This window comes from Methylobacterium sp. WL19 (assembly GCF_008040005.1).
Taxonomy (GTDB): Bacteria; Pseudomonadota; Alphaproteobacteria; order Rhizobiales; family Beijerinckiaceae; genus Methylobacterium; species Methylobacterium bullatum.
On the sequence record NZ_VRVC01000106.1, the window covers coordinates 1 to 17782 of the forward strand.

At 69.9% G+C, this 17782-nt stretch carries 20 protein-coding genes; 14 read left to right on the plus strand and 6 right to left on the minus strand.

The annotated features are described in order from the left end of the window. The first annotated feature begins 58 nt into the window (after nucleotides 1-58). From phnH to FV220_RS18665, 8 genes are all read left to right on the plus strand, one after another. Nucleotides 59-685, plus strand: coding sequence for a phosphonate C-P lyase system protein PhnH (phnH, locus tag FV220_RS18630; protein ID WP_147832831.1), 627 nt, complete (start codon nucleotides 59-61; stop codon nucleotides 683-685). Then, a complete protein-coding gene (locus tag FV220_RS18635) occupies nucleotides 676-1788 on the plus strand; it encodes a carbon-phosphorus lyase complex subunit PhnI (RefSeq protein WP_147832832.1) in 1113 nt (370 codons plus the stop codon). Before phnH ends, FV220_RS18635 begins: the two co-directional genes overlap by 10 nt. After that, entirely contained in the window at nucleotides 1785-2672 is an 888-nt protein-coding gene (locus FV220_RS18640) for an alpha-D-ribose 1-methylphosphonate 5-phosphate C-P-lyase PhnJ (protein WP_147832833.1), read from the plus strand. Before FV220_RS18635 ends, FV220_RS18640 begins: the two co-directional genes overlap by 4 nt. Beyond that, the gene (gene phnK, locus FV220_RS18645; RefSeq protein ID WP_082473066.1) at nucleotides 2669-3457 is read left to right on the plus strand and encodes a phosphonate C-P lyase system protein PhnK; all 789 of its coding nucleotides are present in this window, start codon (nucleotides 2669-2671) and stop codon (nucleotides 3455-3457) included. The genes FV220_RS18640 and phnK overlap by 4 nt, the downstream gene beginning before the upstream one ends. Next, entirely contained in the window at nucleotides 3454-4182 is a 729-nt protein-coding gene (gene phnL / locus FV220_RS18650) for a phosphonate C-P lyase system protein PhnL (protein ID WP_246689489.1), read from the plus strand. Before phnK ends, phnL begins: the two co-directional genes overlap by 4 nt. Nucleotides 4183-4211: 29 nt before the next feature. Next, nucleotides 4212-5354, plus strand: a complete 1143-nt coding sequence (locus FV220_RS18655; RefSeq protein WP_147832834.1) for an alpha-D-ribose 1-methylphosphonate 5-triphosphate diphosphatase — start codon at nucleotides 4212-4214, stop codon at nucleotides 5352-5354. Beyond that, nucleotides 5354-5890: a phosphonate metabolism protein/1,5-bisphosphokinase (PRPP-forming) PhnN gene (gene phnN, locus FV220_RS18660; protein ID WP_187273458.1), complete on the plus strand. Its 537-nt coding sequence runs from the start codon at nucleotides 5354-5356 to the stop codon at nucleotides 5888-5890. The genes FV220_RS18655 and phnN overlap by 1 nt, the downstream gene beginning before the upstream one ends. A gap of 148 nt (nucleotides 5891-6038) precedes the next feature. Beyond that, complete coding sequence (locus tag FV220_RS18665; RefSeq protein WP_018043928.1) at nucleotides 6039-6659, plus strand: pyridoxamine 5'-phosphate oxidase family protein; 621 nt, start codon at nucleotides 6039-6041, stop codon at nucleotides 6657-6659. 24 nt (nucleotides 6660-6683) lie between these two features. Here FV220_RS18665 and FV220_RS18670 read toward each other — a convergent pair whose 3' ends face one another. Together FV220_RS18670 and FV220_RS18675 are read right to left on the minus strand one after the other, a co-directional pair. Continuing rightward, nucleotides 6684-7718, minus strand: a complete 1035-nt coding sequence (locus FV220_RS18670) for an AraC family transcriptional regulator (RefSeq protein ID WP_238254118.1) — start codon at nucleotides 7716-7718, stop codon at nucleotides 6684-6686. 108 nt (nucleotides 7719-7826) lie between these two features. Beyond that, nucleotides 7827-8723 (minus strand): AraC family transcriptional regulator, encoded by an 897-nt coding sequence (locus FV220_RS18675; RefSeq protein WP_187273459.1) that lies wholly within the window; start codon nucleotides 8721-8723, stop codon nucleotides 7827-7829. Here FV220_RS18675 and FV220_RS25600 point away from each other — a divergent pair. From FV220_RS25600 to FV220_RS18685, 3 genes are all read left to right on the plus strand, one after another. Beyond that, a complete protein-coding gene (locus FV220_RS25600) occupies nucleotides 8706-8978 on the plus strand; it encodes a hypothetical protein (RefSeq protein ID WP_156629466.1) in 273 nt (90 codons plus the stop codon). The two genes, FV220_RS18675 and FV220_RS25600, sit on opposite strands and share 18 nt — an antisense overlap. A gap of 35 nt (nucleotides 8979-9013) precedes the next feature. Further along, the gene (locus tag FV220_RS18680) at nucleotides 9014-9637 is read left to right on the plus strand and encodes a response regulator (protein WP_147832837.1); all 624 of its coding nucleotides are present in this window, start codon (nucleotides 9014-9016) and stop codon (nucleotides 9635-9637) included. Between the two features lie 184 nt (nucleotides 9638-9821). Next, the gene (locus FV220_RS18685; protein ID WP_018043932.1) at nucleotides 9822-10067 is read left to right on the plus strand and encodes a hypothetical protein; all 246 of its coding nucleotides are present in this window, start codon (nucleotides 9822-9824) and stop codon (nucleotides 10065-10067) included. 263 nt (nucleotides 10068-10330) lie between these two features. On the opposite strand, the gene FV220_RS18690 is transcribed toward FV220_RS18685, so the two are convergent. Beyond that, entirely contained in the window at nucleotides 10331-11989 is a 1659-nt protein-coding gene (locus FV220_RS18690) for an FAD-dependent oxidoreductase (protein ID WP_056142157.1), read from the minus strand. Nucleotides 11990-12683: 694 nt separating this feature from the next. Between FV220_RS18690 and FV220_RS18695 the strand changes: the two genes are divergently transcribed. From FV220_RS18695 to FV220_RS18705, 3 genes are all read left to right on the plus strand, one after another. Beyond that, entirely contained in the window at nucleotides 12684-14627 is a 1944-nt protein-coding gene (locus FV220_RS18695; RefSeq protein ID WP_056159611.1) for an ATP-binding protein, read from the plus strand. Then, nucleotides 14624-15295 (plus strand): response regulator transcription factor, encoded by a 672-nt coding sequence (locus FV220_RS18700; protein ID WP_147832838.1) that lies wholly within the window; start codon nucleotides 14624-14626, stop codon nucleotides 15293-15295. Before FV220_RS18695 ends, FV220_RS18700 begins: the two co-directional genes overlap by 4 nt. 186 nt (nucleotides 15296-15481) lie before the next feature. Further along, the gene (locus FV220_RS18705; RefSeq protein WP_056159608.1) at nucleotides 15482-15874 is read left to right on the plus strand and encodes a response regulator; all 393 of its coding nucleotides are present in this window, start codon (nucleotides 15482-15484) and stop codon (nucleotides 15872-15874) included. Nucleotides 15875-15940: 66 nt separating this feature from the next. On the opposite strand, the gene FV220_RS18710 is transcribed toward FV220_RS18705, so the two are convergent. The 3 genes from FV220_RS18710 to FV220_RS18720 all read right to left on the minus strand — a co-directional run bounded on the left by FV220_RS18710 (nucleotide 15941) and on the right by FV220_RS18720 (nucleotide 17666). After that, complete coding sequence (locus FV220_RS18710; protein WP_147832839.1) at nucleotides 15941-16777, minus strand: alpha/beta hydrolase; 837 nt, start codon at nucleotides 16775-16777, stop codon at nucleotides 15941-15943. Between the two features lie 124 nt (nucleotides 16778-16901). Beyond that, complete coding sequence (locus tag FV220_RS18715; RefSeq protein WP_018043940.1) at nucleotides 16902-17321, minus strand: lysozyme inhibitor LprI family protein; 420 nt, start codon at nucleotides 17319-17321, stop codon at nucleotides 16902-16904. 147 nt (nucleotides 17322-17468) lie between these two features. Beyond that, nucleotides 17469-17666, minus strand: coding sequence for a hypothetical protein (locus tag FV220_RS18720; protein WP_018043941.1), 198 nt, complete (start codon nucleotides 17664-17666; stop codon nucleotides 17469-17471). Nucleotides 17667-17782: the final 116 nt, after the last annotated feature.

Here is a 17782-nt window from a genome sequence, read left to right on the forward strand (position 1 = left end):
CCCGCAAGGTGGCGGCGACCCGGGTGAACTTCTTCACCCTGGGGCGGGGAGAGGATTGATGGCGCATACCCTCGCTCCACAGCTCGCCCATGGCTTCGCCGATCCCGTCCATGACGGGCAGGCGGTGTTCCGCGCCGCGATGGAGGCCCTGAGCCGGCCCGGCCGCATCCGCCCCCTGGACACCGCCCTTACGCCACCTGCCCCGCTCACGCCGGAACTCGCGGCCGTGGCGCTGGCGCTCATCGACGCCGACACGCCGGTCTGGCTCGACGCTCCGCTCCGGGCCGAACCGGCGGTGGCCGGCTTCCTGCGCTTCCACACCGGAGCGCCGATCGTCGCCTCCCCTGGGCAGGCCGCCTTCGCGCTGATCGCCGATCCCGCCCGTTGCCCGGCCTTTACGGATTTCGCGCAGGGGACCCCCGCCTACCCCGATGCCTCCGCCACCCTGATCCTCGCCGTCGAGACCCTGTCCGACGCGACGGGTCTCGCGTTTGCGGGGCCGGGCATCCGCGGCACCGTGCGCCTCGATGCCGGGCCCCTGCCCGCCGACTGGGCGTCGCGCTGGGCCGCGAACCACGCCGGCTTCCCGCTGGGCGTCGACTGTCTCCTCGTCGCGCCCGGGCGCCTCGCCGGTCTCCCGCGCTCGGCCCGCCCCGTCACCCCGGAGGCAATCCCATGTACGTAGCGGTGAAGGGCGGCGAGGCCGCCATCGACAATGCCCACCGGCTGCTGGCCGAAATCCGGCGCGGCGACCCGGCGGTGCCCGATCTCACCGTGGCGCAGATCCGCGAGCAGATGCGCCTCCTCGTCGACCGGGTGATGACCGAGGGGTCGCTCTACGATCCCGATCTCGCCGCGCTCGCCCTGAAACAGGCCCGCGGCGACGTGGTGGAGGCGGTGTTCCTGGTGCGGGCCTACCGCACCACCCTGCCGCGCTTCGGCGCCACGGAGGCCCTCGACACCGGCGCGATGACCCTGGCACGGCGCATCTCCGCCACCTTCAAGGACTTGCCCGGCGGCCAGGTGCTCGGCCCGACCTTCGACTACACCCACCGCCTCGTCGATTTCGCCCTGGCCGACGGCGCCGTCCCCGAACCCGCCGCCGAGGCCGAGCCGGAGGCCGATGCCGCCTGCCCGCGGGTGACCGATCTTTTGGGGCAGGCGGGCCTGCTCGAACCCTCGCCGCCGGACGACGGCGCGCCCGTGGGCGACCTCACCCGCGAGCCGGTGGATTACCCCGCCGACCGCGCGGTGCGGCTCCAGGGGCTGGCGCGGGGCGACGAGGGTTTCATCCTGGCGCTGGGCTACTCGACCCAGCGCGGCTACGGCCGCACCCACCCCTTCGTCGGCGAGATCCGGGTCGGGACCGTGGAGCTCGACTTCACGCCGGAGGAACTCGGCTTCCCCGTCAGCCTCGGCACGGTGGACATGACCGAGTGCCAGATGATCAACCAGTTCCACGGCCACGGGGCGGTGCCGCCGCAATTCACCCGCGGCTACGGCCTCGTCTTCGGCCAGGGCGAGCGCAAGGCCATGGCCATGGCGCTGGTGGACCGCTCCCTGCGGGCGGCCGAACTCGGCGAGGCCGTGGTGGTGCCGGCCCAGGACCAGGAATTCGTGCTGGCCCATTGCGACAGCCTGCAGGCGACGGGCTTCGTCGAGCACATGAAGCTGCCGCACTACGTCGACTTCCAGGCCGAACTGGAACTCGTCCGGCGCCTGCGCGCCGAGCACGTCGCCCGGACGGCCGAGCCGGACGAACCCACCCTGCGGGAGGCCGCCGAATGAATTCGCAGGTCCAAATCCAGGTCACGCCGTCGCCGGGCACCGGCTACAACTTCGCCTATCTCGACGAGGGCACGAAGCGGATGATCCGCCGGGCCATCCTCAAGGCCATCGCGATCCCCGGCTACCAGGTGCCCTTCGCCGCGCGCGAGATGCCGATGCCCTATGGCTGGGGCACGGGCGGGGTGCAGGTGACGGCCGCGATCCTGGGCGCGTCCGACGTGCTCAAGGTGATCGACCAGGGCGCCGACGACACCACCAACGCGGTCTCGATCCGCCGCTTCTTCACCGCCACCGCCGGGGTCGCCACCACGACGCGCACGGCCGAGGCCACGGTGATCCAGACCCGCCACCGCATCCCGGAAGCGCCGCTGGCCGAGGGGCAGGTGCTCGTCTACCAGGTGCCGATCCCCGAACCGCTGCGCTTCCTCGAACCGCGTGAGACCGAGACGCGCCAGCTCCACGCGCTGGCCGAATACGGCCTCATGCACGTGAAGCTCTACGAGGACATCGCCCGCCACGGCCACATCGCCACCACCTACGCCTATCCGGTGGAGGTGGCCGGCCGCTACGTGATGGACCCCTCCCCGACCCCGAAATTCGACAACCCCAAGATGGACGATTGCCCCGCGCTCCAGCTCTTCGGCGCGGGCCGCGAGAAGCGCATCTACGCGATTCCCCCCTACACACGGGTGCGCAGCCTCGATTTCGAGGACCATCCGTTCCGGGTCCAGAGCTTCGACCGCCCTTGCGCGCTCTGCGGGGCGGAGGACGTCTATCTCGACGAGGTCGTCCTCGACGATGCCGGCGGACGCATGTTCGTCTGCTCGGACACCGACCATTGCGAGACCCGCCGCGCCGACGGCCATACGGGAGAGGCCGCGTGATCGAACCCCCGCTCCCCGAACCTTTGCTTAACGTCGACGGCCTGACCAAGCGCTACGGCCGCCGCCTCGCCTGCGACGGCATCGGCTTCACCCTCGATCCCGGCGAAGTGCTGGCGGTGGTCGGTGAATCGGGCTCCGGCAAGTCGACGCTGCTGTCACTCATCGCCGGCGAGGTCGCGGCCGATGCCGGAACGGTCTCCTACCGGATGCGGGACGGCGTGACGCGCGACCTCGCCGCGCTGAGCGTCGTCGACCGCCGCGCCCTGATGCGCACCGACTGGGGCTTCGTGCGCCAGGACGCCACGCAGGGGCTGCGCATGGCGGTCTCCGCCGGCGGCAATGTCGGCGAGCGCCTGATGGGCGTCGGGGACCGCCATTACGGACGCATCCGCGCCACCGCCCTCGACTGGCTCGCCCGCGTGGAGATCGCCGCCGACCGGGTCGACGACCCGCCGACGCGCTTCTCCGGCGGCATGCGCCAGCGCCTGCAGATCGCCCGCAACCTCGTTACCGCGCCCCGCCTCGTGCTCATGGACGAGCCGACCTCGGGCCTCGACGTCTCGGTCCAGGCCCGCCTCCTCGACATGATCCGGGGGCTGGTGGCCGAGCTCGGCCTCGCGGTGATCATCGTCACCCACGACCTCGCCGTGGCGCGCCTGCTCTCGCACCGCGTCCTCGTCATGCGGGCTGGCCGGGTGATCGAGACCGGGCTGACCGACCAGGTCCTCGACGACCCCCAGGCCGCCTACACCCAGCTCCTCGTCTCCTCGGTGCTCGCCGCATGACGTCCCCCTTCATGGCGTCCCTTCCGCCCCTCCTCGCCTTCGACGACGTGGCCAAGAGCTTCACCCTGCACCTGCGCGGGGGCGCCGTGCTGCCGGTGATCGCCGGCGCCACCCTCGCGGTCCATCCCGGCGAATGCGTCGTGCTCGGCGGCGCCTCGGGCGCGGGCAAGTCCTCCCTCCTCAAGATGGCCTATGGCAATTACCGCTGCGCCGCGGGCGCGATCCGGGTCCGCGACGGAACCCGCGTCATCGACCTCGCCACGGCCGCGCCGCGCGAGATCCTGGGCCTGCGCCGCACGACGCTGGCCTACGTCTCGCAGTTCCTGCGGGTGATCCCCCGCGTCGGCGCCCGCGCCGTGGTGGAGGCCGCGGGAATCGAAGGGGGATTGGCGCCCGAGGCGGCCCGGTCCCGCGCGGCCGACCTGCTCGCCCGCCTCAACCTGCCCGAGCGCCTGTGGGGTCTGCCGCCCGCGACCTTCTCCGGAGGCGAGCAGCAGCGGGTCAACATCGCGCGCGGTCTCATCGCCGACCGGCCCATCCTGCTCCTCGACGAGCCCACCGCCTCCCTCGATGCCGAGAATCGGGCCGTGGTGGTGGAGCTCATCGCCGAGAAGCGGGCGGCGGGCGCCGGCATCCTCGGCATCTTCCACGACGCGGATGTCCGCGAGGCGGTGGCGACGCGCATCATCGACGTCGCCGCCTTCCGCGGGGCGATGGCCGCATGAACCGGATACAGGATCGGGAGCAGACAGGCATGACGGACCGGGTCGATATCCTCGAGAACGCGCGCCTCGTTCTGCCCGACCGGGTCGAGACGGGCTGGCTCGCGGTTGTCGACGGGCGCATCGCCGAGATCGGCACGGGACGTGCCCCCGAGCGCGGCCTCGATTGCGCCGGCGACACGATCATCCCGGGCCTGATCGAGCTCCACACCGACCATTTGGAGAGCCACTACGCCCCGCGCCCCGGCGTGCGCTGGCACCCCCTCGGGGCGGTGCTCGCCTACGACGCGCAGATCGCTGCATCCGGCATCACCACGGTGTTCGATTCGTTGCGCGCCGGCACCGACCCGGATGGCAGCGGCCTCGGCACCGAGCTCGAGCTCCTGGCCGCCGCCCTGGCGGAGGCGCGAGGGGCGGACCTGTTCCGGGCCGAGCACCGCACGCACCTGCGCTGCGAGATCCCCTCGACCGACGTGGTCGAGACCGTGCGCGCCTTCGCCGGGCGCTATGCCATCGGCCTCCTGTCGCTGATGGACCATACGCCGGGCCAGCGCCAGTTCCGGGATGTGGCCAAATACTACGTCTATGCCGGGCGCGGTGGCCGCTCCCTGGAGGAGATCAAGCTCAGCACCGAGCGCAAGATGCGCGATGGCCACGCCCTCAATGCCGTCAACCGCCCGGCCCTCGTCGCCCTGGCGCGGGAGCTCGGCATTCCGCTCGCCAGCCACGACGACACCACTCTGGCCGACGTCGCCCTCTCCCGCGATGAATCGGTGGCGATCGCCGAGTTTCCCACTACCCTCGAGGCGGCGGAAGCCTCGCATGCGGCCGGCATCACCGTGATGATGGGGGCGCCCAACCTGATCCGGGGCGGCTCGCATTCGGGCAACGTCGCGGCCCAGACCCTGGCGGAGGCCGGCTATCTCAGCATTCTGTCCTCGGACTACGTGCCGGCGAGCCTGCTGATGGCGGCGTTCGGATTGCCCGAGCGCGTGCCCGGCATTGCCCTGCCGGACGCCATCGCCACGGTGACGGCCAACCCCGCGCGCGCCACCGGGCTGACCGATCGCGGCCGTCTGGAGCCGGCTCTCCGCGCGGACCTCGTCCGCGTCCGTCTCGCCCGGGGCGTGCCGGTGGTGCGTCAGGTCTGGCGCGCCGGCACGCGGGTGGTGTGATGCCCGGCGGCTTCGTTCTCGTCGTCGGCCCGAGCGGGGCCGGCAAGGACACCCTGCTGCGCCTGGCACGCGAGGCCCTCGCCCACGAGTCCCGCTTCGTGTTCCCGCGTCGCCTCGTGACCCGCGCGCCCTCGGCGCACGAGGACAATGTCGCGATCTCGGAGGAGGCGTTCACGGACGGAGCGGCCTCCGGCGCCTTCGCCCTGCATTGGCGTGCGCACGGCCTCGGCTACGCCATCCCCGGCGAGACTTTGGATCACGCGCGAGCCGGACGCGTGGTGGTCTGCAACGTCTCACGCCGTATCGTCCAGGCGGCCCGCCTCGCCCAGCCGAGCGTCAGCGTCGTGTTCGTCACGGCCTCGCCCGACATCCTCGCCCGGCGTCTCGCCGCGCGGGGCCGGCCGGAGGATGGGGATTTGCGCGCCCGCCTCGACCGCGTCGTTCCGATCGAGGCCGAGTGCACGATCCGGAACGATGCCGACCCGGACAGCGCGGCGGCCGAGCTCATCGCGCATCTGCGTGAGCGGGCGGCCTGAAGGTTCGACTCCGGCTCCCGGCTCGCACTCCATCGAGGCCGTAGGTCCCGGGGCCGAGCCGGCGACGGAATGCCGTCGCTCTGCTTCGGCCGCCCCGCTTCATGCGAGAGGGGTAGAGCCCATCCATTGGCCAAGAGGTGTACGAGCGATGGCAGTGATCGAAACGGTGGAGGGACTCGAGCGCATCTATGGGGAGTGGGGCGCCGTCGCTGACGCGTCCACCGCCAAGGTCGCGGACCACATCACCCCGCATTACCGGCGCTTCATCGAGGTCGCGCCCTTCGCGACCCTCGCCACCGCTGGTCCCGAAGGCCTGGACTGCTCTCCCCGTGGTGATCGTCCAGGGTTCGTCCGCGTCGCCGATCCCCGCACGCTTCTCTTGCCCGATCGCCGGGGGAACAACCGGATCGACAGCCTCCGCAACGTCGTGCGCGATCCGAGGGTGGGGCTGATGTTTCTGATCCCCGGCATCGGCAACGCCCTGCGGGTGAACGGCCGAGCGGTCATCGACGACGATCGAACCCTGTGCGCGTCCTTCGCCGTCGATGGCAAAGCGCCTCGCACCGTGATGGTCATCACCGTTGGGGAGGTCTACTTCCAGTGTGCTCGCGCCCTCATCCGATCCGGCCTGTGGCAGCAGGCCAACCACGTAGACCCAAAGACACTGCCGTCGCCCGGGCAGATTCTGGCCGAACTGAGCCATGGTCGAGTCGGGGGCGAGGTCTACGATTCGACGTGGGCTGAAAAGGCCAAGCACACCATGTGGTGATCGAGGACAGGCGGGCGCAGGTCGTCAGCCACCGCCGCCGACCACCGACTCCACCGGGCCACGATCGCGCGACGCGTGCCGCGAGTCCGGTTCCACCCGGCGACGCCAGCGGCCCGGGGTCGTGCCCTCATCCTTGGCGAAGGCGCGCGTGAAGTGGCTTTGATCGGCGAAGCCGCAGGCGAGCGCGATGTCGGCGAGCGTCCGATCTCCCTTCCGCATCATGGTCTTGGCCTGGGCGATGCGCTCCCGCGTCAGCCAAGAATGGGGGGCGATGCCGGTGGATTGGCGAAAGGCGCGCGCGAAGTGGCTGACGGAGAGCCCGCAGGATTCCGAGACCGTCTGGAGGTGGATCGGCCGGGCGAGATCGGAGCGGATATGGTCCTGGGCGCGACGGAGCTGCCAGGGAGCCAAGCCGCCGCGAACCGTCTCGGGCGCCGGCTGGAGCGACGTATAGGTCCCGAGCAGATGAGCCGCGACGGCGCGGGTCAACGGGCGGCGGATGACGTCGGCCCAGCGATCCTGCCGCGCCAGCGTTTCCCCGACACTGACGGCGAGGTTGTGCAGGGCGGGGTCCGCCAGGACCGCGCCGTAGGCCGGCACGAGTTCATCGAGGGGATCGGCGTCGAGGATGCCCAGATCCTCGGCCACCCGCTTCAGACGTCGATTGTCGAGCCCGATCAGGAGGGTTCGCTTCGGTGTTCGCACGATGCAGGTCTGGCGCAGATCATGGAGGATCGCCTCCCCCGCGCGCAGGACCATCGGGGGCTGGCCCCCCTCGACGACCTCCCGGTGCGGGGATCGCCCTTCCGTCTCGCCGAGCCGGACCTGGAGGATGAGCGCATCGTGCCGGTCGACCCGGAGGCCGCCGGCCATGCCGTCCCGCCAGCCGAGGACGATGGCGCCGTCCGACCAATCGTCGGGCCGGATTCTCGCCTGGCGGACGGAGTCATGGGACATGCCGCCGAACCGGACGTCGTGCGTCGGGGTGGGGCGGAGAGAGGCCGGCGCCGGCGGCACGGCACTCGGCGCATTCCCTTCGTGGACAAGCGTTCGAAGCATGTCTGTCTCCCATCGTACGATGGCGAGATGCTAAACGGCCAAGCTAGAGCCCGTCTTTCGCGAGGCTGCGGTGGCGTGTCCATATCCTGCTGTTCACGGGACCGGCATTCATGAGGCATCCTGCCTGTACTCGCCCGGCGTCTTGCCGATGACGCGCTTGAAGGCCGTGTTGAACGCGCCCTGGCTCGAAAAACCGGACGACAAGGCGATGTCGACCAGCGGGATCTTGGTGTCGTTCAGCAACCGCCGTGCGCGAGCGAGTCTTTCCTCGCTGACGAAAGCATAGGGCGTCCTGCCCGTGACGCGTTTGAACATGCGGCTGAAGTGGAAGGGGCTGAGGCACGCCACGGCGGCGATCTCGGCCACGGAGAGGTCCCGTTCGAGATTGTCGCGGATGAACGCCACGGCGCGGTCGATCCGATCCGGGCCGGCGGTCTCCGTGGCGGGGCGCACGCGCGTGTCCGGCCGGTCGTGACCGTAGGCCTGCGCGACCCGCGCCGTCAGGGCGAGGGCGGCGGCCTCGACCATCATGCGGCCCGCCGAGCTTTCCCGGATCAGCTCCTGGTGGATCGAGAGCCCGATCTGGGCGAGCAACGGATCCTCGACGCCGGCGAGATAGCGTACCGTATCGGCACGGATGCGCGCATCGCCGTACAGCCCCGCGAGAGTCTCGAAGCGCTCCGCCGGCAGATAGATGTGGAGGATCTCGTCGAGGGGCGCGGAGATATGGATGTCGTCCTCGCCGACCCCCACGGGACAGAGCCAGATCGTCCCCGCCTCCACCGGCGTCCGCTGCCGGATCCCGGCCCCCTTGCGGCTGACATGCGCATCCGGGCTGCGCCGGATCGCCAGGGTGATCTCCATCTGGGCCGGGACGATGGCGGGCAGGTCGCCCGCCGGGTGGGACCGGACTTCCGCGGCGACGCCCTCCCAACGCCGCCCCGCCGATGAGGCGATGAGACCGGCTTTCGGGAATTTGTGTGCGCCGTGCCGGTGAAGATCCATGCCGGCACCGTGCAAGCCGTGCGCGAAGACGGCTATTATACAGATGTATCGGATACCAGACGAGCTCTGTCCGCCATCGCGGCCGAGCCGGGCGGGCGAGAGGAAGCCGTCGGTCCTTTCGCGGTGGCCTGGCCGAGTCCCCACCCGATGCGGATCGCCGGGTATGGGCCATCGGAAGACGCCGAAGCTCATGTCGAGGCGAAGGCAATCGTCAAGCTTGCAATCGCCATGCGACCCAAATCGTGTATCAGGTGAACGTATTCGCATCGGCGAGGTGCGCATCGAGAACCATGCCCGAAGCGACCGTTCATATCGTCGACGATGATCCGGTGCTACGCGAAGCGCTGGTGAGCCTCTGCCTGTCCGACGGATTGGCGGCGGTCGGGCACGGAGATCCCGGCGGACTGGCGCAGTCTCTCCGGCGCCGATCCCCCGAATGCGTCCTTCTCGACGTGCGCCTCGCCGAACAGAGCGGGCTGGCCGTCCAGGACTCGTTGCGCGCGGACGGCAATACGGTCCCGATCATCTTCCTGACCGGCTACGGCACGATTCCCATGTCCGTCCGCGCCATGCGGGGCGGGGCCGTCGAGTTCCTGACCAAGCCTTTCATCGCCGAGGTTCTGCTCGCCGCCATCCGCAAGGCGCTGGCGGCCGATGCCGTCGCGCTCGCCGACCGTCGCGCCCGGGACGACCTCTCGGCCAAGCTCTCCACCCTGACGCCCCGCGAGCGCGACGTGATGCGCTGCGCCATCGGCGGGTTGATGAACAAGCAGATCGCCGCCGAACTCGGCATCACGGAGATCACCGCCAAGGTCCATAAGCGGCGCGTCATGGAGAAGATGCAGGCGCGATCCCTCGCCGACCTCGTCCGCATGGCGGATCAACTCGGCGTCGCCGCCACCCGCCAGCGCTGAGAAAGAGGGGCAGCCGAAACCTTCGTATGAGGAGGCATAACCTAAGCATCGATCCGGTGATCCGCCGTATAATATTCAGGATCCTCCGACGGGCTAAGATCCGGACATGAACTCAGGGCTGCAGCAGAGATTTCAAGCGGCTCCGTTCTGTCCTTGAAACCAGTCCGACATCAGGAGACGCGCCATGATCAAGCATCTCGCTTCCATCACCCTTCTTCAGCTTGGCCTGATGGCCCCTGCCCTGGCGATGCCGGAGCATCGTCCGTCCCACACCATCGTCGAGCGGGTCGACCTGGAGAGCGCCCCGCGATCCTTCGGAGAGCCGCAGGCGTCCCGGACCATCGACAGTTCGGCCAAGGGCGGCAATGCCGACGAGACCAACCACGCGGTTCCGAACTTCGGCACCACCTCGGGCGGTCCCGCCGACTGATCCTCCGACCCATCGCGCCAGCGCGGTCCTCGAACCCGGGAGAGCGGCCATGAACCTTCTCATCAGACCGTCTCTCGCGGCCATTCTGGCGCTGGTGTCGACGATGCCCTTCGCGCGATCCTCCACGCCTCCGGCGGGGCCGATCGTGTCCTCCTGGATGGCGTCGGCGCCCATTGTCGCCAGGCCCGATCGGCGCCACGCCCATCGACGCATGGATCGGCGTCCTCAGTAAGCGTCTCGCGTTCCGGCCGGCGGCGCGGGGCTCACGGTTCCGGATGCAGGAAGCCGTGGACGGCCTGGACCACCACCGACCCCTCCCCCACCCCGGAGGCGACCCGCTTCACCGAGCCCGCGCGCACGTCACCCACGGCGTAGAGACCGGGGACCACCGTGGCGTAGGGCGACAGGGCGGGCGTGCCGTCTCTCAGCAGGCCGGTCGGGACGAACCCCTTCGGATCGAGGGTGAGGCAGTCCGCGAGCCATCCGGTATTCGGCACGGCGCCGATCATGACGAAGACGTTGCCGATGACCGTCGTCTCGCTGACCCCGCTCGCCCGGTCGGTCCAGGTCACCGATGTCAGGGTGTCGTCGCCCACGAGTGCGGTGATCTCGGTCTGCGTATGCAGGGTGACGCGCGGCGACGACGCGATCCGCTGCACGAGGTAGTCGGACATCGTCGCGGCGAGGCCGTCGGCCCGCACGAGGAGGTGCACGTGCGCCACCGTGCGGGACAGGAACATCGCGGCCTGGCCGGCCGAGTTGCCGCCGCCGACCACGATCACCGCCTCGCTGGCACAGAGCTGCGCTTCCATGGCGGTGGCGGCGTAATGGATGCCCTGCCCCTCGAAATGCGCGTAGCGCGGCAGATCCAGGCGGCGATAGCGGGCGCCGGTGGCGGCGATGACGGCGCGTGCCGGGACGGCGGTGCCGTCCTCGAGGATCACCCGGAAGGGCGACCCGCCGCAATCGAGCCCCGTCGCCATGCGGGAGATCGCGAGCCGCGCCCCGAACTTCTGGGCCTGGACCTGCGCGCGGCCGGCGAGGGCCTGACCGGAGATCCCTGTCGGAAAGCCGAGATAGTTCTCGATCTTCGAGGAGGTGCCGGCCTGGCCGCCGGGCGCGAGCCCTTCGATGACGATGGTGTCGAGCCCCTCCGAGGCGGCATAGACGGCGGCCGCCAGGCCCGCCGGTCCGGCACCGATCACCGCCACGTCGTAGACGCGGCCGGGATCGATCGCCTCCGTCAGCCCGAGGGCGTCCGCCAGCGCCGCGTTGGTGGGATTGCGCATCACCGCCGCGCCCGGCGCGATCACCACCGGCAGGTCGGCCTCGGTGAGGCCGAACCCGTCGAGGGCGTTGCGGGACGCCGGGTCGCTCGCGGTGTCGAGGATGCGGTGCGGGTAGGCGTTCCGGACGAGGAAGCGCTCCAGGCGGAGGGTCTCCCGCTGATGGCCGGGGCCGATCAGGACGACGCCGCCCCGCCCGTGGCGGATCAGGCCGACCCGGCGCAGGATGAAGGCCCGCATGATGATCTCGCCGATATCCGGTTCGGCGGTGACCAGGCGGCGAAAGGCGGCGCGGTCGATCCGCACCACCCGCGTCTCCACCACGGTTCGGCCGGAGACCAGGATCTCCCGGTCGTTGAACAGGTCGAGCTCGCCCGTGAACTGACCTTCGGTGTGGACGACGAAGACCCTGGCGGCCCCCTCGTGGTCGGTCTCGAACATCTCGATCCGGCCGGCGAGGACGAGGAAGAAATCCACCCGCCGCTGGCCCCTGGCGAAGATGAGCGTACCCGCCGGCAGGGTCTGCTCCATGCCGTAGTCGGCGACCCGGCTCTCCATCTCCGCGCCGAGGCGGGGGAAGGTCTGCGCCGTCCGGTCGTCGCCGTCGGATTCCGCCGGGAGGAGGGGGTCGGTCATCTCGGATCACTCCGTCTCGTCGAAGGCGAACCTGCCACCCCTGCCCCGGATGGCGTCCCGTCCCGCCGCCGCCACCGTAGCTGCAGGGACGGCACGCTCCCTGGCTTGTCCGATCACGCGATGTTTTGCACGGTCCGGCGCCAATTCCCGGCTGCCGCTCGATCGACCGGGGTGACGCGCTCAAGAAGAGGGATGGTCCTCCGGCGAAGCAGGTTTCGCAGAAGTGGCCCCCGGTTCTGCGATAAGAACCTGCGACACACCAGAGAGCGAAGCGTTGGCTCGCTAACGCGTCGCTCTGCTTGACGCGGATCGTTCAAATCATGGAACGTCCGTGCAAGACGAGTGGCCCGGCCCATGATGACTCGATGCCGGCCGGATCGGCGGTGCAGCCCGGTCCCTTCGTGGTCCACGCGAACGCCGCGCCCCCTCGCCAATAGACGACAGTATAGTTCACAAGGCATGCGGTCACGCTTCATGGTCCGCTCGAACGGCCGAGGCATTCATCCGCCGTCCAGGCCGCCGGAAATGGGGAGATGGCGATGCGTCAGGCCGTTCATGCACAGGGTCCGGCGATCGTGCGCCAGACGGTCCGGTCGCTGGAGGGCGTCGGCTCCCGGTTCTCCGTCACGCTACCGTGTGCCGACCGGCCGGACGACGGGGCGCCTCGGTGCCCTGTCGAGGCCAGGGAGGGGCGATGGACGCGCCTGTCGTAGCGGCCCCCTCGCCTCCCCGTTCCGGGATCGGCCCGGACACCCGCCGGACGGGCCGGCTCCTGGGAGTCCTCGCCCTCGGCCTCGCCCTGGCGATCTTCCTCGTCGATGCGTTCACGCCCCTCGAAGGCGCGGTGGCCGTGCTTTACGTGGTCGTCGTGCTCGTCTCCGCGCGGGCGTTCCGGCGGAACGGGGTGATCCTGACGGCGTCCGGCTGCCTGCTTCTGACGGCGGTGGCCTATTTCCTGTCGCACCGATTCTTCGACAGCGACTCGGCGCTGCTGCGCGCCCTGGTCAGCCTGGCGGCCATCGCGATCAGCGCGCTCCTGGTGCTGCGCAATCAGGCGGCGGCCCGCATCCTCGCGGAGCAGGCCGAACTGCTCGAACTCACCCACGATCCCATCTTCGTGCGCACGCCCACCGATACGGTGACGTTCTGGAACCGCGCCGCGGAAGACCTCTACGGCTGGCGCCGGGACGAGGTTCGGGGGCGCAACGTGCACGTCCTCCTGCGCACGGCCTTCCCCGGTGGCGAGGCGGCGATCCGAGACGCGCTGATGCGGAACGGGCGGTGGGAGGGCGAACTCGTCCAGACGGTGCGGTCCGGCGCCAGGGTGGTCGTCGAGAGCCGCTGGTCGCTCCAGCGCGACGCCGGCGGCCAGCCGCTCGCGGTCCTCGAGACGAACACCGACATCACCGAGCGCAAGCGCGCCCATGCGGCCCTGGCCGAGAGCGAGCGGCGCTACCGCACCATCTTCGATACGGCCCGCGTGGCGATCCTGCAGCAGGATTGGCGAGAGGTGAAGGCTGTCCTCGACGCGGTCCCGCCCGATGCGGCCACGCCTCTTCGCGCCTATCTCCACGCCCATCCGGAGGTCGTCCGCGATCTCCGCCGCAGCGTCACCATCGTCGACGCCAATGCCGAATTGCGGCGGCTGATCGGCGCCGATGCGGGCGCTGCGGCGCCGCGATCCCTCGACGCGCTCCTGTTCGAGGACGAGCCCACCTTCATCGAGGCGCTGCTGGCGCTGGCGCGGGGCGAGACCTTCTTCGAGGGCGAGACCACGATCCGCGCGCTGTCCGGCGATCCGGTGCCGATCCTCTTCGGCATCACGTTCCCGTCCCATGCGGACGGGTTCGAGGGCGTGCTGGTCTTCGCCGTGGACATCACCGAGCGCAAGCAGGCGCAGGAGGCGCTGCTGGCGGTCCAGGCCGAGCTGGCCCATACCGCGCGGGTGACGACGCTCGGCGAACTCACCGCCTCCATCGCCCATGAGGTGAACCAGCCCCTGGCGGCCATCGTCACCAATGGCGAGGCAGCCCTGCGCTGGCTGAGGCGGAGCCCGCCGGACCTCGGCGAGGTTTCGGCCGCGGTGACCCGGGTGGTGGCGAGCGGCAGCCGGGCCGGCGAGATCGTGTCCCGCATCCGGACCTTCCTCGCCAAGACGCCGCCCCCGCGCGACTGGCTCGACCTGCGTGAGATGATCGGGGAATCGGTCCTTCTCGTGGAGCGCGAGATGGTCCGCGGCGGCGTGCGCCTGATCCGCGACGTCGCCTCCGACGTGACCCTGGTGCACGGGGACCGGGTGCAGTTGCAGCAGGTGCTCATCAACCTGATGGTGAATGCGATCCAGGCCATGGCCACGGTCACCGAACGGCCCCGCCTCCTCACGATCCGTGTCGCGCCGGACGGGGCAGAGCATGTCCGCGTCACCGTCGCCGATAGCGGCGGGGGGATCGCGGCGGAGGCCGTCGAGCGGGTCTTCCAGCCGTTCTTCACCACCAAGGCGGACGGGATGGGCATGGGGCTGGCGATCTGCCGCTCGATCGTCGAGGCGCATGGGGGGCGCCTCTGGATCACCGGTCACGACGATCCGGGTGCCGCCTTCCACTTCACCATACCGACCACGGCCGAGAGGGAACCATGATCCGAGGCAACGCGGCGGGGCCGGCACGCGCGTCGGCCGCGAGGCAGACCGTCTTCGTCGTGGATGACGACCCCGATATCCGGGAGGCCCTGTCCGGCCTGCTCCGCTCCATCGATCTCGCCTGCGCCGCCTTCGCGTCGGTGGCGGAGTTCCTGGCCGCGCCGCGCCCCCTGGGCGCCGGCTGTCTCGTGGTCGATGTCCGCCTGCCGGGCGTGAGCGGCCTCGAGTTCCAGGGCCAGCTCAGCACGCTGGGGATCGACCTGCCGATGATCCTGATGACGGGGCACGGCGATATTCCGATGACCGTGAAGGCGATGAAGGCCGGGGCGGTGGACTTCCTCGCCAAGCCGTTCCGCGAGCAGGACCTCCTCGACGCCATCGGCACCGCCCTGGCGCGCGACGCGGTCCAGCGCAGCGCGCATGCGGCCCTCGACGATCTCAGGGCCGATTACGAGACCCTCACCGCGCGTGAGCGCGAGGTGATGGCGCAGGTCACCGCCGGCCTGATGAACAAGCAGGTGGCCGGCAATCTCGGGCTCAGCGAGATCACGGTGAAGATCCACCGGGGCCACGTCATGCGCAAGATGAAGGCGCGCTCCCTGGCCGATCTGGTTCGTAGCGCCGAAGCCCTCGGCGTCTCGCATGCCGGCGGCGCGCCGACGCGGTGACCGATCCGCCGGCCTTTAGCGAAAGGTGGAGGCCGGCAAACCTCCGTATGATTCCAACCCACGGTGCGAGGGACCATATCTCGGCTCGGGCCAACGTTTACCGGTCCAAGACTTCCCAGGCCAAGACTTCCCAGTCCAAGACTCGCCGGTCACAGGGACCGGAAGGCGAACCCGTAGGTCAATGGAATGCCAGCTCTGCCTGTGATCGCGATCGTCGACGACGACGAGGACGTGCGCGTGGCGACCGGAAGCCTCGTGCGCTCCCTCGGCTACACCGCCCGCATCTACGCCTCGGCGCGTGATTTCCTCGAGAGCTGTCCGGTGGACGCGCCCGACTGCGTCATCACCGACGTGCAGATGCCCGGCATGACCGGCGTGGAGATGCACCGGGGCCTGCTCGCCCTGGGGTCGCGGGTGCCGGTGATCTTCGTGACGGCGTTCCCCACCGAGGCCCTGCGCAACACCGTCCTGGCGGCGGGCGCCAGCGACTTCCTGGGCAAGCCGTGCGACGGCGCGACGATCATCCGCTCCCTGGAGCACGCCCTGACGGGCGGATCGGCGAGGGATGCGACGGCGTGATCGGCGTCAAGTAGTGAGCGGGCGGCGACCGGCGCGCCTGCGCGTCGGCCGTCGCGAAAATCCGGCTCAGCCCTTCACGAAGGCGAGGAGGTCGGGGTTGATGACGTCGTGGTGGGTGGTGAGCATCCCGTGCGGGAATCCCGGATAGGTCTTGAGCGTGCCATTGGCCAAGAGCTTGACCGATTTCAGCGCCGCATCCGCGATCGGGACGATCTGATCGTCCTCGCCATGCAGGACCAGGGTCGGCACCGTGATGGCTTTCAGATCGTCGGTCTGGTCGGTCTCGGAGAACGCCGCGATGCCGTCGTAATGGGCCTTCGCGCTGCCCATCATGCCCTGGCGCCACCAATTCCGGATCACGCCCTGCTGCACGGTCGCGCCGTCGCGGTTGAAGCCGTAGAAGGGGCCGCTCGCCACGTCGAGGAAGAACTGCGCGCGGTTGGCGGCGGTGGCCGCGCGGAACCCGTCGAACACCGCGATCGGCAGACCCTCGGGATTGGCCTCCGTCTTGAGCATCAGCGGCGGCACCGCCGAGACCAGCACGGCCTTGGCCACGCGGCCGGCCGGCTCACCGTGCTTGGCCACGTAGCGGGCGACCTCGCCGCCGCCGGTGGAATGGCCGATATGCACGGCGTCGCGCAGGTCCAGCGCCTCGCTCACCGCGAAGGCGTCGGCGGCGTAGTGATCCATGTCGTGGCCGGTATCGACCTGGGCCGAGCGGCCATGGCCGCGCCGGTCATGCGCCACGACCCGGTAGCCGTGATGCAGGAAGAACAGCATCTGCGCGTCCCAATCGTCCGACGAGAGCGGCCAGCCGTGGTGGAACACGATGGGCTGGGCGCTCTTGGGACCCCAATCCTTGAAGAAGATCTCGACGCCGTCCTGGGTGGTGACGAAGGGCATGGGAGGATGTCCGGTTCGGGAGGGGGCTGGTCCGAGCTATGGAAGCAAGGCGCCGAGTCGGCTTGACGATTCGCGTCACCGCTTGGACGAATGCGCCATTGCCGATGCCCTCGGCCGGACGGCCCTACTCGGCGAGCAGGCTTTCCAGGAAGAACACCCGCCGCGCCGTCTCATCGAGATTGCAGCTCGAGGCGGCGATCAGGTCCATGGTCCCGCCTCCCCCGAAGATCATCGTCAGCTTGCAGGAGGCGGTCCTGTAGGCCAGCCAACCCCGCTGGGAATCGCGCAGCGCCGTCTTCTCCTCGTCCGTCGATTTGCGCATGAGCGCCTGGTAGGCCGCGTTCAGCTTCTTGTCCTGCAGCGACAGTTCGGCGGACGCACAATCCAGCATCTCGGCCGTGACGCCACCGGACTTGTCCATGCATTTATCGTAGTCCGGTGAATAGGTCTGCGTATTCATGCCGGCGGCGTAGGACGGCTCGACGACGATGCTGCCGAGCAGGCTGACCATCACGGCGACGGGAAAGGCTAGTGTGCGAGTCATTGTGATGTTCGGTTCTCCAGACAAGAACAGCCATGATCTGACCGGTATGAAGCCGGCTCTCAGGTGGCCGTGGAAGCCGGACGTCATGGCGCCCGGTTCTGCAATGATCCCGCCCCGCTCCGCAAGGCGCTGCCGGTCGTCCCCCCGTCAGCGCATCAGCCAGGACACCAGCCAGATGCCGCCTGCAAGGACGGCCCCGAAGATCAGTGTCCGGACGAGGATGTAGACCAGCAGGATTCGTCGCGGGAAATGCGCGCGCGTGGCGGCATTCAGCATCTGCCGCACGCGTGCGACAGAGAGGATCGCGCCGAGGGCGACGATCGCCCCGATGAGAAGCTGCGTCATCGCCTCACAGCACCGCTCGGCAGGTCATCGTCGGTGGTGTTGCGGCAGCGCTCGCTCGGACCAGCGGATTCCGAGGCGGGACACATCACAGCTGTGGCATGGGAGCGGGACGGGGC